The sequence below is a fragment of the Mesorhizobium sp. M0166 genome, assembly GCF_040322255.1.
Lineage (GTDB): Bacteria > Pseudomonadota > Alphaproteobacteria > Rhizobiales > Rhizobiaceae > Mesorhizobium.
In genome coordinates this window covers 1-13320 of record NZ_JAMYTD010000002.1, presented here as the reverse complement: position 1 = coordinate 13320, position 13320 = coordinate 1, and the positions used below count along the sequence as shown (strand labels likewise).

18 protein-coding genes and 1 pseudogene are annotated in these 13320 nt (G+C 64.0%); 9 read left to right on the top strand and 10 right to left on the bottom strand.

What is annotated here, in order from left to right:
- Nucleotides 1–110: 110 nt before the first annotated feature.
- Nucleotides 111–1733, top strand: a complete 1623-nt coding sequence (locus NKJ46_RS02380; protein WP_352661412.1) for an ABC-F family ATP-binding cassette domain-containing protein — start codon at nt 111–113, stop codon at nt 1731–1733.
- A gap of 59 nt (nt 1734–1792) precedes the next feature.
- Here NKJ46_RS02380 and NKJ46_RS02375 read toward each other — a convergent pair whose 3' ends face one another.
- Complete coding sequence (locus NKJ46_RS02375; protein WP_352661409.1) at nt 1793–2224, bottom strand: SAM-dependent methyltransferase; 432 nt, start codon at nt 2222–2224, stop codon at nt 1793–1795.
- Between the two features lie 125 nt (nt 2225–2349).
- Between NKJ46_RS02375 and NKJ46_RS02370 the strand changes: the two genes are divergently transcribed.
- The 3 genes from NKJ46_RS02370 to NKJ46_RS02360 all read left to right on the top strand — a co-directional run bounded on the left by NKJ46_RS02370 (nt 2350) and on the right by NKJ46_RS02360 (nt 5015).
- Nucleotides 2350–2520 (top strand): hypothetical protein, encoded by a 171-nt coding sequence (locus NKJ46_RS02370; RefSeq protein ID WP_023675693.1) that lies wholly within the window; start codon nt 2350–2352, stop codon nt 2518–2520.
- 213 nt (nt 2521–2733) lie between these two features.
- Entirely contained in the window at nt 2734–3834 is a 1101-nt protein-coding gene (locus NKJ46_RS02365) for a KamA family radical SAM protein (protein ID WP_352662341.1), read from the top strand.
- A gap of 377 nt (nt 3835–4211) precedes the next feature.
- Complete coding sequence (locus NKJ46_RS02360; RefSeq protein WP_352661406.1) at nt 4212–5015, top strand: hypothetical protein; 804 nt, start codon at nt 4212–4214, stop codon at nt 5013–5015.
- Here NKJ46_RS02360 and yghU read toward each other — a convergent pair.
- The gene (gene yghU, locus NKJ46_RS02355; RefSeq protein ID WP_352661403.1) at nt 5012–5899 is read right to left on the bottom strand and encodes a glutathione-dependent disulfide-bond oxidoreductase; all 888 of its coding nucleotides are present in this window, start codon (nt 5897–5899) and stop codon (nt 5012–5014) included. The genes NKJ46_RS02360 and yghU overlap by 4 nt on opposite strands.
- Before the next feature lie 259 nt (nt 5900–6158).
- On the opposite strand from yghU, the gene NKJ46_RS02350 reads away from it, so the two are divergent.
- A complete protein-coding gene (locus NKJ46_RS02350; RefSeq protein WP_023675699.1) occupies nt 6159–7064 on the top strand; it encodes a S1C family serine protease in 906 nt (301 codons plus the stop codon).
- Between the two features lie 15 nt (nt 7065–7079).
- On the opposite strand, the gene NKJ46_RS02345 is transcribed toward NKJ46_RS02350, so the two are convergent.
- From NKJ46_RS02345 to NKJ46_RS02325, 5 genes are all read right to left on the bottom strand, one after another.
- Nucleotides 7080–7691, bottom strand: a complete 612-nt coding sequence (locus tag NKJ46_RS02345; protein WP_352661400.1) for a hypothetical protein — start codon at nt 7689–7691, stop codon at nt 7080–7082.
- A gap of 43 nt (nt 7692–7734) precedes the next feature.
- Complete coding sequence (locus NKJ46_RS02340; RefSeq protein WP_352661396.1) at nt 7735–7899, bottom strand: hypothetical protein; 165 nt, start codon at nt 7897–7899, stop codon at nt 7735–7737.
- Nucleotides 7900–8150: 251 nt separating this feature from the next.
- Nucleotides 8151–8333: a DUF3606 domain-containing protein gene (locus NKJ46_RS02335; protein ID WP_352490958.1), complete on the bottom strand. Its 183-nt coding sequence runs from the start codon at nt 8331–8333 to the stop codon at nt 8151–8153.
- 11 nt (nt 8334–8344) lie between these two features.
- Nucleotides 8345–8653, bottom strand: a complete 309-nt coding sequence (locus NKJ46_RS02330) for a hypothetical protein (RefSeq protein WP_352661393.1) — start codon at nt 8651–8653, stop codon at nt 8345–8347.
- Nucleotides 8650–9027 (bottom strand): hypothetical protein, encoded by a 378-nt coding sequence (locus tag NKJ46_RS02325; protein ID WP_352661390.1) that lies wholly within the window; start codon nt 9025–9027, stop codon nt 8650–8652. The genes NKJ46_RS02330 and NKJ46_RS02325 overlap by 4 nt, the downstream gene beginning before the upstream one ends.
- Here NKJ46_RS02325 and NKJ46_RS02320 point away from each other — a divergent pair.
- Together NKJ46_RS02320 and NKJ46_RS02315 are read left to right on the top strand one after the other, a co-directional pair.
- Entirely contained in the window at nt 9026–9196 is a 171-nt protein-coding gene (locus NKJ46_RS02320; protein ID WP_352661387.1) for a hypothetical protein, read from the top strand. The genes NKJ46_RS02325 and NKJ46_RS02320 overlap by 2 nt on opposite strands.
- A 122-nt stretch (nt 9197–9318) precedes the next feature.
- Nucleotides 9319–10278: a prohibitin family protein gene (locus tag NKJ46_RS02315; protein ID WP_352661385.1), complete on the top strand. Its 960-nt coding sequence runs from the start codon at nt 9319–9321 to the stop codon at nt 10276–10278.
- Nucleotides 10279–10339: 61 nt separating this feature from the next.
- Here NKJ46_RS02315 and NKJ46_RS02310 read toward each other — a convergent pair whose 3' ends face one another.
- Entirely contained in the window at nt 10340–10906 is a 567-nt protein-coding gene (locus NKJ46_RS02310; protein WP_352661382.1) for an RBBP9/YdeN family alpha/beta hydrolase, read from the bottom strand.
- Nucleotides 10907–11017: 111 nt separating this feature from the next.
- Between NKJ46_RS02310 and NKJ46_RS02305 the strand changes: the two genes are divergently transcribed.
- Nucleotides 11018–11491: an Lrp/AsnC family transcriptional regulator gene (locus tag NKJ46_RS02305; RefSeq protein WP_352661379.1), complete on the top strand. Its 474-nt coding sequence runs from the start codon at nt 11018–11020 to the stop codon at nt 11489–11491.
- 5 nt (nt 11492–11496) lie between these two features.
- Here the strand turns inward: NKJ46_RS02305 and NKJ46_RS02300 are convergent, their stop codons facing one another.
- Nucleotides 11497–11973 carry an Lrp/AsnC family transcriptional regulator gene (locus tag NKJ46_RS02300; RefSeq protein WP_352661376.1) on the bottom strand — a complete coding sequence of 159 codons (477 nt, stop codon included), beginning with the start codon at nt 11971–11973 and terminating at the stop codon, nt 11497–11499.
- Nucleotides 11974–12131: 158 nt separating this feature from the next.
- On the opposite strand from NKJ46_RS02300, the gene NKJ46_RS02295 reads away from it, so the two are divergent.
- Nucleotides 12132–12884: a tryptophan 2,3-dioxygenase family protein gene (locus tag NKJ46_RS02295; protein WP_352661373.1), complete on the top strand. Its 753-nt coding sequence runs from the start codon at nt 12132–12134 to the stop codon at nt 12882–12884.
- Between the two features lie 125 nt (nt 12885–13009).
- On the opposite strand, the pseudogene NKJ46_RS02290 reads toward NKJ46_RS02295, so the two are convergent.
- A pseudogene (locus NKJ46_RS02290) lies at nt 13010–13320 on the bottom strand (IS4 family transposase); the annotation flags it as partial.

Genomic DNA, 13320 nt, shown 5'->3' with positions numbered 1-13320 from the left:
GGCGGGTTCAGACAATTTGGCGCGGGGCGCCTCACCACTTGCGGGCTTCCGCCGGCGCGGCCTATCGCGTATTGGCGCGGGACCTCTCCTTTGGCCTTTCTCGGAAAACCATGATTCGTCTCGAAAGCATCAGCAAACAGAACGGCCGCCAGATCGTCTTCATCGAAGCCTCCGCCACCTTGCAGAAGGGCGAGAAGGTCGGGCTGGTCGGGCCTAACGGCGCCGGCAAGACGACGCTGTTTCGCATGATCAACGGCGAGGAGCAGCCTGACGAGGGCCAGGTCTCGGTCGATCGCGGCGTCACCATCGGCTATTTCAGCCAGGATGTCGGCGACATGTCCGGCCGCAGCGCCGTTGCCGAAGTGATGGACGGCGCCGGGCCGGTGAGCGAAGTGGCGGCCGAGATGCGCGAGCTCGAGCACGCCATGGGCGACCCCGATCGCGCCGGTGAGATGGACGAGATCATCGCCCGCTACGGCGAGGCGCAGCACCGCTTCGAGGAGCTCGACGGCTACGCGCTGGATGGGCGTGCGCGCGAGGTGCTGGACGGGTTAGGCTTCAGCCAGGAGATGATGGACGGCGACGTCGGCAAGCTGTCCGGCGGCTGGAAAATGCGCGTGGCGCTCGCCAGGATCCTTTTGATGCGGCCCGACGCCATGCTGCTCGACGAACCGAGCAACCATCTCGACCTGGAAAGCCTGATCTGGCTGGAGCAGTTCCTGAAGAACTATGACGGCGCGCTGCTGATGACCTCGCACGACCGCGAGTTCATGAACCGCATCGTCAACAAGGTGGTCGAGATCGACGGCGGCTCGCTGACTGCCTACTCCGGCAACTACGAATTCTACCAGCAGCAGCGGGCGATTGCCGACCGGCAGCAGCAGGCGCAGTTCGAGCGCCAGCAGGCGATGCTGGCCAAGGAGATCGCCTTCATCGAGCGCTTCAAGGCGCGGGCGTCACATGCCGCCCAGGTGCAGAGCCGGGTGAAGAAGCTGGACAAGATCGACCGTGTCGAGCCGCCCAAGCGGCGCCAGAAGGTGTCGTTCGATTTCCAGCCGGCGCCGCGCTGCGGCGAGGACGTGGTGACGCTGAAGAACGTGCACAAGGGCTATGGCAGCCGCTCGATCTACGAGGGATTGGATTTTCAGGTGCGCCGCCGCGAGCGCTGGTGCATCATGGGCGTCAACGGCGCCGGCAAGTCGACGCTGCTGAAGCTGGTGGCCGGCGCGTCCGAGCCGGATAATGGTACGGTGGCGCGCGGGCCGAGCGTCAAGATGGGCTATTTCGCCCAGCACGCCATGGAAGTGCTGGAAGGCGAGCGCACCGTGTTCCAGACACTGGAAGACGCATTTCCGCAGGCCGGCCAGGCGCCGCTCAGGGCGCTGGCCGGCTGCTTTGGCTTTTCCGGCGACGAGATCGAGAAGAAATGCCGCGTGCTGTCGGGCGGCGAGAAGGCGCGTCTGGTGATGGCGCTGATGCTGTTCGATCCGCCCAATTTGCTGGTGCTGGACGAGCCGACCAACCACCTCGACATCGCCACCAAGGAGATGCTGATCACGGCACTGTCGCAGTACGAGGGAACCATGCTGTTCGTCTCGCATGACCGCCATTTCCTGGCGGCGCTGTCGAACCGGGTGCTGGAACTGACGCCCGAGGGCATCCACACCTATGGCGGCGGCTATACCGAATATGTCGAGCGCACCGGGCAGGAGGCGCCGGGGTTGCGGAGCTGAGGCCGGCTCTGCCGCTCGGTCACATAGACGCTCGATTCCGGAGGCCAAGCATGAGCTGCTCAGCCATGTATCGCAATTTCGCGCAGCGGATCGCCGCCGTCGATGAACAGCCGGCCTTGCGCGGTCAACGCCGCCTTGAGCCGTTGCAGGGCGATTTTTCCTGCTTCGGGATGACGCCCGTCCAGCGCGCCGACGCGCACCGCAACGGCAATGTCGAAGTGCTTCTCGTCCGCCTCCAACTCGAAATCCTCGATGGCTACCTGGCGAAGGCTCAGCCGGCCTGCCGCAATCTCGGCGCGTGAGGCGGCCCCGGCCTGCGCGATGGCCTTGGCCGAGCGGTCGATCGCCAGCACGTGCCCGCCGCCGATCCGGCGCGCGATCTCGCGCGCTGCAGCACCTGGTCCGCAGCCGATCTCCAGCACTCGCATGCCCTGCCGCAAGGGCAGCGCATCGACGATGGCCAAAAGCCTTGGCGACAAGTCGTTCGCCATACCCTCTTCTCCAGCTTTTTCGCGATCCGAGATTAGCGACCACGCCCGGCGACGGGAAGGCCGAGAGACGCGGGCATTGCCGATGGGGTCAGCTGGTGTTTTGGGTACTGGTTGAGGAGGGGGGAATGATCGACATCGAAGAGGTCGACGATCCGGTCTCGACCGCGGGCGACCGGGCGGACCCCGAGCGGCCCGGCGTCGTTGACCTGAGGGGTAGGGAGGGAACTGGCGCCGAGCCTAACCGGTTGGGGGGTAGATCACCGGCCGTTTATGTGTATACGCTCAAGCTAATATAAGAGCAAGCTAATGTTTTGCGTCAGCAATGTAGGTGATTGTTCTGATCAGTGGCCGGTTGTGGCTTCCTGCCGCGCCCTCCAACCCGGCCAAGCATCCGTTATTGCCTTCAAGTCCTGGCTCCAATGCTGTACCCCGGCCCGAAATTCAAGGAGCCTGCGATGACCTCACATCCCGACATCCCCGACGCCGGCATGGCGGTCGATGCGGCCGGCATGGCAGCCGATGACGAGCGCGCACGCGAGGCGGATGCCGCATGGCAGGACGATGTTCGCGAGGGCGTGCGGCATATAGGCGATCTGGATTCTCTGCCGCTGTCGCCGGCCGAGCGGGCGGCGGCCGAAGCCGCGGCCACGCGCCACAAGGTTCGCATTCCCAAAGCCTATCTCGACCTGATCGACTGGAACGACCCCGCCGACCCGATACGGCTTCAGGTCATCCCGTCGCCCGACGAACTGGCAGAGCAGGAGGGCGAGCTCGACGATCCGATCGCCGACCACGCCTTCAGTCCGGTGCCGCGATTGACGCATCGACATGCCGACCGGGTTCTGTTGTTCCCGACCTATCAATGCGCGGTCTATTGCCGGTTCTGCTTCCGCAAGGAGCAACTGACGTCGATCGGCCGCGGCTTTTCGCGCGAGGCGCTGGAGCCGGCCTTCGCCTATATCGCGGCCCATCCGGAAATCCGCGAGGTGATCCTGACCGGCGGCGACCCGCTGTCCTTGCCGGATAAGGCGCTGGCGGAAATCCGCGCCCGCGTCGAGGCGGTTCCGCATGTGCGGCTGTTGCGCATTCACACCCGCGTGCCGGTCGCGCTGCCGTCGCGCGTCACCGGCGGGCTGGTTCAAGCCTTGCAGGGCCGGCTGATGGTCACGGTCGTCACTCATTTCAACCATCCGCGCGAAATCACGGAGGCGACCGAGCGGGCCTGCCGCACGTTGCGGCAGGGCGGCTTCGTGCTGCTGAACCAGAGCGTTCTGCTGAAAGGCGTGAACGATACGGTCGAGGTGCTGGAAGAGCTGTGCCGCGAGCTGATGTATCGCCTTGGCGTCAAACCCTATTACTTGCACCACGGCGATCTCGTGCGCGGAATGGCGCACCGGCGCACCACGATCGCCGAGGGCCAGGCGCTGGTCAGCGCCTTGCGTGCGCGCCTGTCGGGTATCTGCAATCCCGTCTACGTGCTGGACCTGCCGGACGGCGGAGGGAAAGTGCCGCTCGGCCCGTCGCATCTCGAGGCGCGAGACGGGGAGACGTGGCGAATCCGTGGGCTTGATGGGGTTGCGAGGGTGTATAGCGAGGTTGCTGGGGAGTAGGGGGACGCTCAGCCGCCGAACCGTCGAGGTCGCGTTCAGCTTATATAGTAATGTCCCATATAGATATCATGGTCTAGACAGGACATGTTCGGTTCTGGGAATGTGCATTGGACGTTCCGCTAGTTTAGTCAACTAATATATATCGCCCAACTGATGTCGTCGTTTTTGGGCTAGCGGGAAAACCTGCCTGCTGCTTGTACGACGGTGCCTAAGGCCACATTTTATAACCGGCTGGCAAAGCTCCCTTTTGTTGATGTCAGCCTAAATCCGGCCGGTGTTTCGGTGCGGCGCTGAGGCTATAAAGCTGTTCAACCTGGCGGCATCGAGACGCATTTCGGCCGGTCGAGAGGGTTGTGGTGATCGACGGAACGCCAAACGTGATCTTGCTGATCGGCAGCGCCCCGGATGTGGTGCGCTGCGCGGCCTGGCCCAAGCAGGCCTTCGGCAAGATCGTCGCCATCAACAACGCCTGGCGCGTGCGCCCCGACTGGGATTTCCTCGTCCATGCCGGCGATTTCCCGGCGGAGCGGATGCCGCAAGGCGATCCCCTGCAGCAGGCGCAGATCTTCAGCGCCTCACATTACGTGCCGGCGCAAAACAGCTTTCGCGGCTTCGTCTATGCCGGCGGCACCATGTCGATGACGGCGGCCCACTGGACGATCCACAGCCAGAAGCCGGACGTGCTGGCATTCCTTGGCTGCGACATGATCTACGACCAGCCCGGCAACACGCATTTTTACGGCGTCGGCCGCGCCGATCCGCTTCGCAACGACGTCACCCTGCGCAACCTCGAGGCGAAGTCGGCTCGCCTGCTCATCCATGCGCTCAGGCGCGGCTGCCTGTGCGTCAACCTATCCGACCTGCCGCGCAGCCGGCTGATCTTCCCGCGGCTGACGCTCGACGAACTCGGCGCGCTTTCTTCCTCGCAGCTTTCGGAAATGAAGGCCGAGATGCTTGCCGGCCTGCGGCTCGATCAGGCGGAGGAGGCCGAGAGGATCGAGAAGGAACTCGGCTATTTCTTCGAGGACGGCATGTACTGGAAGCACCTCGACAAACTCGACGAGAAATTCCTGGCCAGCATCGACCGGCTGTGGATGGCGGCGGTGGAGACGGGCTTGAGCAGTCGACCGAAGCTGCCGATCTCCCCTACAAGGCGGGAGATCGGCGCGTCGTCCGCTTAGCTTTTGGCCGCCGCGAGCTTGTCTTGCGTCTTGGTCTCGAAATCGCTGGCGTCATGGCGCTCGTGCAGCTGCATCGAAGGCTCGCCGAAGGTGCGGTTGACCATGCGGCCGCGCTTGACCGCCGGCCGCGCGTCGATGGCGTCGGCCCAGCGCTGCACGTTCTTGTACTGCTCCACCTGCAGGAACTCGCCGGAATCATCATACATGCGGCCCTTGGCCAGCCCGCCATACCAGGGCCACACCGCAATGTCGGCAATCGTGTAGTCGCTGCCGCCTAAATACTCGCTTTCGGCGAGGCGCCGGTCGAGCACGTCCATCTGCCGCTTGGTTTCCATGGCGAAGCGGTCGATAGCATATTCGATCTTCGTCGGCGCATAGGCGTAGAAATGGCCGAAGCCGCCACCCAGATAGGGCGCCGAGCCCATCTGCCAGAACAGCCATGACAGGGTCTCGGCGCGAGCCGGCTGCTCCGTCGGCAGGAATTCGCCGAATTTTTCGGCGAGGTAGAGCAGGATCGAGCCGGATTCGAAGATGCGGACCGGCTTTTTCCCACTGCGGTCCATCATGGCCGGGATCTTCGAGTTGGGGTTGACCTCGACGAAGCCGCTGCCGAACTGGTCGCCGTCGTTGATCCTGATAAGCCAGGCGTCGTATTCGGCGCCGCTGTGGCCGAGCGCCAGAAGTTCCTCCAGCATGATCGTCACCTTGACGCCGTTCGGTGTCGCCAGCGAATAAAGCTGCAGCGGATGCTTGCCGACCGGCAGTTGCTTGTCATGCGTCGGGCCGGCAATCGGCCGGTTGATGCTGGCGAAGGCGCCGCCATTTGGCTTGTTCCAGGTCCAGACTTTTGGCGGGGTGTATTGGTCCGTTGCGTAGTCGTTCATTCGGGAGGCCTTTGGAAGGGTTGGGTTGGGAGGATTGGGGAGGACATCAGATATCAACTTGGGTAAGGGCGGAGGAACTTTGCATAGGGCAGCTTGGGATAGCCGTAGGTACAGATAGGGCTGCCGGCGCTGTTGCAAAACCCCGGCGCGAACGGCGCGGCGCCGGTCCACGCCAAAGCCGGCGCCACCTCTTGCGCCTGATCACCTGCGCCATACCTATAGCCCATATCAGCCTGCGAACATTGCCAGGAACCAAAGCATGAATATCGAACCCCTTTTGCGATCCATCGTGGCCGTCCGCGCCACCGTGCCGGAGGACGCCTTCACGGCAAACACACTTGGCACCCGCCGCGAGGGCAGCGGCGTGGTCATCCGCGGCGACGGGCTGGTACTCACCATCGGCTATCTTATTACCGAGGCCGAAGAGGTCTGGCTGGCCGACCAGGACGGGCGCGTGGTTCCCGCCCATGCGCTCGCCTACGACCAGGAATCGGGCTTCGGCCTGGTGCAGGCGCTGGCGCCGCTCGGGCTGCCCGCCATTGCGCTCGGCGATGCGTCCAGGGCGAAGATCGGCGATCCCGTCGTGCTCGCCGACGGCGTCGGCCGTTCCGTGCGGGCGCGGATCGTCACCAAGCAGGAATTCGCCGGCTATTGGGAATATCTGCTCGACGAGGCGATCTTCACGGCGCCGGCTCACCCCTCATGGGGCGGCGCCGGCCTGATCGGCGCGGATGGCAGGCTGCTCGGCATCGGTTCGCTGCGCCTGCAGATGAGCCGCAACGGTGAGGTCGCCGACATCAACATGGTTGTGCCGATCGATCTGCTGCCGCCCATCCTCGACGATCTGCTGACGCGCGGGCAGGTTGCCAGGCCGCCGCGGCCCTGGCTCGGCGCCTTCTCGGCCGAGAGCGACGGCAAGGTCGTGGTGATGAGCGTCGCCGAGGGCGGTCCGGCCGCCCAGGCGGGCCTTCGCCAAGGCGACGTCATCTCGGATGTCCGCGACACGGCGGTCGACGGGCTTGCCGATTTTTATCGCAAGCTTTGGAAGAGCGGCCCGGCGGGCGCCGAGATCCCGCTCCGGGTGCTGCGCGACGGCCGCGAAACCTGGCTGCGCGTCAAGTCCGCCGATCGCAACAGCCTGCTGTGGAAGCCGCCGCTGCAGTGAGGCAACCGAAAGCTCTCACTCTCCGCAAGCGCTGAAGCCAGTGCCCGGGGTCCATTCCGCAAATGGGATGACCTTGCCTTCGACCGATACAGTCGCTTGCCCGGTGGTGCCGTCCGCCAGTTTCTTGCTGCTTTTGCCCTTGCCGGTCAGCACATTGTAGTCGCAGTCGCCGGCAACATTGTCGTCCATGTAATCCCAATATTCGTAGGCGAAACCGGCGACGACGAACGTGCCGTTGCGCCAGGCGAGCGTCAGCGTCTTGTTGGTCCGCTCGCTGCCGATCTCCATCGCCGGGATATAGAGCTTGATCGAGCCGTTGGGGAGCACGGTGAGTTCGGGCTCGGTGTCGGATGTGGCGGGGCCCGGCCGGTCGTAGTTCTTCCATTCACCGTAAATCTGTTCATGCACGACCCCGGCAGGTCTGAGAAAATCGCCGTCGCGGTCCCTGAGGAACAAATGCAGGTCCATGGCATGGCCGGGCTCGGTCTCGACGATCATTGCCAGATCGGCGGCGCCGTCGCCGTTCCAGTCGCCGGTCGCCGCCGTGATGATCTTCTGGGTCTCGATCGGCTCCGCCAGGGCGGCGGCCGGCAGCAGCAGGACCAGACCGAATATTGTCGATCGCATGTAAATCCCCCGAGCTTGGGCAGGCCTGAGACGCAAGCGCTTCTCAGGAGGCCCGGCTCTGCCGCATCTCGGAACGGCTCGTCTCGTTGAGCAGCCGGCAGAGCGAAACCGCTTCACGACGACTCAGGCCGATCAGCGCGATTTCCGAAAATTGCGCCGGCAGATCATGAACGATGTCCCACACCATCCATCGGCCGTTCGGCTCCATGACACATTCGTAGCGCAATAGTTGTTCCTGCATCCGACCCCCGGCTTTGCTCACCGGACTGGTACAGTGTCGAGGTAAATGAGTTGTTGCGCCGCGAGAGTATTCCGCGGCTGTCAAAACCAGGCGTTGAATCCCGCAGCCGCGACGCGCGAGCAGCGGCCCGCACCGGGCCGATGGTGCCGATACGCTCGACAAGGCGGCAGGGGCAGGGACGCTTCTGGCGTGAACGGAGGCCGCCGCCAAAATTTGGATCAGGCGTTGCGGCTAGCCATATGGGCGTCGAGCTTCCTCCTCGAGGGGCCGTAACGCTTGATGATGGTTGCGGCCTCGCTTTGCGGTATGCCGTATTTGCGGGCAAAAGCAGCGACCTCGTAAGGCTCTTCGCTGGAGACCAGTTTGCGATCCTGCTTGGTCTTGGATTTGTCGTCGGCCATGGCGTCCTCCATCACATCTGGTCGTTATAGGGCTCCTTGGTCCGGCCGACCATCCTGGCCAGTTCGGCAAAGGACGGTACGCCGGTTTCACCCTGGGCATTGTTGGCCGCCTGCAGCAGCCTGAGCGGAAAGCAGACGGCGTCGCGGTTGGATGGCGACATGTCTTCATAGAGACGCTCGTCGCTGGTCATCGCCGCCTCGGCCCGGCGCAACGCGATATCGACCTCGTCGACCGACAGCAGGCCCTTGTGGACCAGCGCGTTGTTGACGGCCGCGATCGCCATCATCAGTCCTTCGAGCTGGAGATTGGCGACGTTCATCGTCTTGCGTCCTTGCCGGGCTTCTTGGCGGTGGCCTTGCCGCCTGGCCGGATCGCTGCGCGGGGCGGGTTCTGGCCCTCCGAATGCCGGGTCTTGTCGTCGAAATCGTCAGCCGGCCTGGTCAATCCCATGCCGCCGGGCGGTGGCTTGTTGCCGGCCGCATCCTGCGAGAATTCGTCGGCCGCGTCGGGGCTCGTCTTTGCCGGATATTTCCTCGCTCCGGTCTCGTAGCGGTTCGGGTCGTCGGCCATGTCCTGTGCTCCGGTTGCAATGAGCAGATAACTTTCATGCGGCGGCAGCGGTTCCGTGGCGAAATCGACGTTGCCGGTGCGCAAGCCTTCGCAATCTGTCGGGTTTCGTGCATTCTTGTGCATGCCAACGATGCTTCGCTCCAACGCGCCGGCAAAATGCTGCTCCTACTGCGGCGGGCGCGACCACGACTACGAGGATTGCCCGAAGCGCAAAAGCGATGCCGAACGGCAGAAGGAGACGCCAGGCAACGCGTACCAGCCCGCTGCCGCGGCTGCAGGGGAAATCCGCTAGCCAGTCTGAACCACCCCGCCGGTCCGGTCGGCTGGCGCGAAGGCCCTGCCATGTCCAGAGGATTGCAATGCCGCCACTATTGTGGGCAAAAGCAGCACGGGCAATCAGGTTGGGGTGGGGCAATGACCGAAACGCAAGGCAATTCAGGCCGTCCGCAGGGCAAGCCGGGGACGGCATCGGGGTCGATCGGTTCCGGCCTGATCGCACTCGTCATCGTGGCGCTCGGCGTCTTTGCGTTGTTTGGATCCTGGTACACGATCGACCAGGGCGACCGCGGCGTGCTCTTGACCAACGGGGCGCTGAGTTCGGTCGTCGATCCCGGACTGCATTTCAAGCTGCCGTGGCTGCAGCGCGTCGAGAAGATCAGCCTGCGCCAGCAGGTGCTCAAATGGGGCTGCGAGAACCAGAACGATTGCAGCGGCCTGCCGGCCATGCAGGCCTATTCGCGCGACCAGCAGCCGGCCGACATGCGCGTCACCGTCAACTTCCACGTGCCGGCCGCCGAAGTCAGCAACGTCTACACCAATTATGGATCGATCGAGGCACTGGCCGACCGTGTCATTGCCAGGAAAGCACCGCAGGAGATCAAGACGGTGTTCGGCCAGTACGACGCGGTGTCGGTGATCCAGAACCGGGCGAAGTTCAACAAGGATGTCGCCGAGGCCATCGCGGCGGTAACCGACGGCCCGGTGATGATCGACAGCGTGCAGGTCGAGAACATCGACTTCTCCGACGCCTACGAGCAGGCGGTCGAAGCCAGGATGACGGCGCAGGTCGAGGTGCAGAAGCAGGAACAGAACCTGCAGCAGGAAAAGATCAAGGCCGACATCGCCGTCACCCAGGCCAAGGGCCGCGCCGACAGCGTCAAGGCCGAAGCCGAGGCCAGCGCCTACAAGACCAGGGTCGAAGGCGAGGCGACCGCGGAAGCCATCAAGGCCCGCGCCGCGGCACTTGCCAACAATCCGCTGCTGGTCGAACTGACCAAAGCCGAGAAGTGGGACGGGGAGTTGCCGAAGTCGATGATCCCAGGTTCGACAGTGCCGTTCCTCGAACTCAGCACGCCCGCCGCAGCATCGAACTGAGGCGCGGCGCCGCGGCGCAAACCAGGTCAGCGCGGCGGCGCGATAGCCGTTCCTGGTGCGGTTACGGCTGAAGCACGGCGCCTCGGGCGATTGCTTGCGTTTGCCTGAGAAAAGCTGTCAGCAGCTCCATTCCCGCCGGCCAGTCGCCGAGACCGCTGTCGCCATTGATGTGGCCAAGCGGCCCGGCGATATGGAGATCGCTGCCCCAGCGCTCGGATTCCGCCCTGACATAGTCCAGCGAGCCGTAGGGATCGTTGGTGCTGGCGACAATCAGCGATGGAAAGCGAAGCCGTTGTTGCGGCGCGTCGGCGAAGGCTAGGGCGGAGGAGGGGAAGGCCGGCGACGCCGGGTCCGGAACCGCGACCAGCAACGCGCCGCTGATCTCGCGGGGGGAGAAACGCTGCCAGTGGACGACCAGCAGACAGCCGAGGCTATGGGCGACAAGCACTGGCGGTGTCCTTGCCTGGCCCACAGTGGTGTCCAGCGCAGCCACCCAGTCGTCGAAATCCGGCGCGTCCCAACTCGCCGGGTTGAACCGACGCATCGCCGGGCCTGCCTGCTGCCAATGCGTCTGCCAGTGGGCTTTGCCCGATCCGCCGATGCCCGGCACAATGATGAAGTCGGTCATGCGAAGCCCTTCTTTCCTGATGCAGCGCGTGCAATTCTAGGTCTTCCCCCGGGCGGCGGAATGAGAGGTCATCGGAAAGCAGCGAAGAAATCCGATGGATTAAAGGCGATCATGCGAAGCAGCGATTATCGGCCAAGGCTCGATCCCACCGATCTGGCGATCATCGAGATCATGCAGGAGGACGGCCGCATCGGCATCTCCGAGCTTGGCCGCCGCGTCGGCCTGTCCCAGCCCGCTACCTCGGAACGGGTGAAGCGGCTGGAGGAGCGCGGCGTCATCACCGGCTACAAGGCGGTGATCAATTCGGCAGCGCTCGGGCTCGGCACCATGGCGGTGATCCGCCTGCGCACCACGCATGTGCATATCCAGGCCTGCCTGAAGAAGTTCGCCCAATTGCCGGAGGTGGTCGAGGTGCTGCGGGTGACCGGCGAGGACTGTTTTCTGGTCAAGGTCGTGGTCCCGTCACCGCCCGATCTTGAAAGCATCGTCGACAGCATCGGCCACTACGGCACGGTGACGACAAATGTGGTTCTGCGCGCCGAGCGACCGAAGCGGCTGGGACGCGAATTGATGACCAGGGCCTGACCGGTCTATCGCTTGGTCTGCGTATGCCCGACGGCATTGGCGAACGAGATGCCGCCCTTGATCTCGCGCATCGCCATCGAGGTGATCGTGCGCCGCACGCCGGGCAGCCGGCTGAGCTCTTCGCGCAGCATCCTGTCGAGCGCCATCATGTCGACGGTGACGATCTGCAGGAGATAGTCGGCCTCGCCTGTCGTGGCGTGACAGCGGCGGATCAGCGGATGCTTTTTGACCGCCGCCTCGAAGGCGTCCGACAGCTCGAAATCGATCGACACCTGGATGAAGGCCTCGATGCCGAAGCCGAGCTTTGCCGGGTCGATCAAGGTCGAGTAGCCGCGGATGACGCCGGCGTCCTCAAGGGCCTTGACCCGCTTCCAGCACGGCGTCTTGCTCAGGCCGACCTCGTCGGCGAGCGCGGCAAAGGAGATGCGGGCCTCGCGTTCGAGCGCCGCGACGATCTTCCGGTCGACCGCATCCAGCATCATTCGTTCTTCCCATCCGCTTCAGAAGCAGTGTTTGTCCTTCATTTTGCGTCAATCGAATAACAGAAAGGGACAATGTTCGGCAAGAAAGCCGTTAGACTCAAGGGAACCGGGACCCAACAGCGCCCGCGCCCGGACGGGCCGGGGCAAGGAGCATGGCCATGGACAAGCAGGACTATTATGCCCGCATCGAAACGGCTGAGATGCGCGATTATGGCGTCTACCTCAAATGCGACAGGCTGCTCGCCTGCCAGAAGCCGCTGGCCGAGATGGTCAATGCCGACGAGCTGCAGTTCCAGATCGTGCACCAGGTCGAGGAGCTGTGGATGAAGCTCATCGCCTACACGCTGGTCGATGTCGTCGATTTCCTGGAAAGGCAGGACACGCATCGCATCGTCACTTTGATGGGGCGCGTGCATCGGCTGATGCGACTGATGACGGCGCAGCTCGACCTGCTCGAAACCATGTCGCCCAAGGAGTACCAGCAGATCCGGCTGCAGCTGGGCAATGGCAGCGGCCAGGAATCACCGGGCTTCAAGCAGCTGCTGCGACTGCCGCCCGATCTGTGGCGGGCCTTCAAGGCGTCATACCTCGACGGCCGCGGCCTCTCGGTCGAGGATGTCTACGATACCGGCTACGATCACGGCGACAGCTATGTCGTTGCCGAAGCGCTGATCGAGTTCGACGAGCTGTTCCAGAAATTCCGTGCCAACCACCTCTATCTCATCCACCGCACGATCGGGCTCGGCGCGAAATCGCTGAAGGGCCGGCCGGTCGAATTGCTGGAGGCCGGCGCCCGCCGCCGCTTCTTCCCGGAACTCTGGGACATACGCTGGACGATGACCGACCGCTGGGGCAGCCAGTATGGAACGGTACGGGAGCCGATCAGCCAGCCAGGGGCCAAGGTGAGGTAGTTCCAGACTTGGGTCCCGCGCCCGCGAAGCGGCCGGAGAGGGGCTTTTCTTCCTTGCAGGCGAAGGCCCCCTCTCCGTCGCGGCTTCGCCGCGCCACCTCTCCCCCACTTCGTGAGCTATCGGATTCACACATTTTGCAGATTGAGTTTGGTTCCGTACTTGATGGCGTGGAATTCGGCGAGGCCGATGCGCATGACCTTGGGGCCTGGCTTGCCGTAGTAGCCTGTCCAGCCGCCGAGGCGGGCGATGGCCCAGGCCGCGAAGGCTAGAGAGCCTTTGGGGTGAGGATTGCGTTGTCGTTCGGTCTTGCCTTCGAGCTTGGCTGAGACGGCTTCGAGGATGGGTCGGTCATCGGGATCGAAAGCATCGCTGAGCCGCTGATCGGTGTTGCCGTCGCGAGCCTGGACGAGCTGCTTGATGGTGACGGCGGCGACGC

Bases quoted from the DNA above. Each gene is read 5' to 3' on its own strand.
- NKJ46_RS02380 (WP_352661412.1), top strand. From the start codon at position 111: ATGATTCGTCTCGAAAGCATCAGCAAACAGAACGGCCGCCAGATCGTC.
- NKJ46_RS02375 (WP_352661409.1), bottom strand. From the start codon at position 2,224: ATGGCGAACGACTTGTCGCCAAGGCTTTTGGCCATCGTCGATGCGCTG.
- NKJ46_RS02370 (WP_023675693.1), top strand. From the start codon at position 2,350: ATGATCGACATCGAAGAGGTCGACGATCCGGTCTCGACCGCGGGCGAC.
- NKJ46_RS02365 (WP_352662341.1), top strand. From the start codon at position 2,734: ATGGCAGCCGATGACGAGCGCGCACGCGAGGCGGATGCCGCATGGCAG.
- yghU (WP_352661403.1), bottom strand. From the start codon at position 5,899: ATGAACGACTACGCAACGGACCAATACACCCCGCCAAAAGTCTGGACC.
- NKJ46_RS02350 (WP_023675699.1), top strand. From the start codon at position 6,159: ATGAATATCGAACCCCTTTTGCGATCCATCGTGGCCGTCCGCGCCACC.
- NKJ46_RS02345 (WP_352661400.1), bottom strand. From the start codon at position 7,691: ATGCGATCGACAATATTCGGTCTGGTCCTGCTGCTGCCGGCCGCCGCC.
- NKJ46_RS02340 (WP_352661396.1), bottom strand. From the start codon at position 7,899: ATGGAGCCGAACGGCCGATGGATGGTGTGGGACATCGTTCATGATCTG.
- NKJ46_RS02335 (WP_352490958.1), bottom strand. From the start codon at position 8,333: ATGGCCGACGACAAATCCAAGACCAAGCAGGATCGCAAACTGGTCTCC.
- NKJ46_RS02330 (WP_352661393.1), bottom strand. From the start codon at position 8,653: ATGAACGTCGCCAATCTCCAGCTCGAAGGACTGATGATGGCGATCGCG.
- NKJ46_RS02320 (WP_352661387.1), top strand. From the start codon at position 9,026: ATGCCAACGATGCTTCGCTCCAACGCGCCGGCAAAATGCTGCTCCTAC.
- NKJ46_RS02325 (WP_352661390.1), bottom strand. From the start codon at position 9,027: ATGCACAAGAATGCACGAAACCCGACAGATTGCGAAGGCTTGCGCACC.
- NKJ46_RS02315 (WP_352661385.1), top strand. From the start codon at position 9,319: ATGACCGAAACGCAAGGCAATTCAGGCCGTCCGCAGGGCAAGCCGGGG.
- NKJ46_RS02310 (WP_352661382.1), bottom strand. From the start codon at position 10,906: ATGACCGACTTCATCATTGTGCCGGGCATCGGCGGATCGGGCAAAGCC.
- NKJ46_RS02305 (WP_352661379.1), top strand. From the start codon at position 11,018: ATGCGAAGCAGCGATTATCGGCCAAGGCTCGATCCCACCGATCTGGCG.
- NKJ46_RS02300 (WP_352661376.1), bottom strand. From the start codon at position 11,973: ATGATGCTGGATGCGGTCGACCGGAAGATCGTCGCGGCGCTCGAACGC.
- NKJ46_RS02295 (WP_352661373.1), top strand. From the start codon at position 12,132: ATGGACAAGCAGGACTATTATGCCCGCATCGAAACGGCTGAGATGCGC.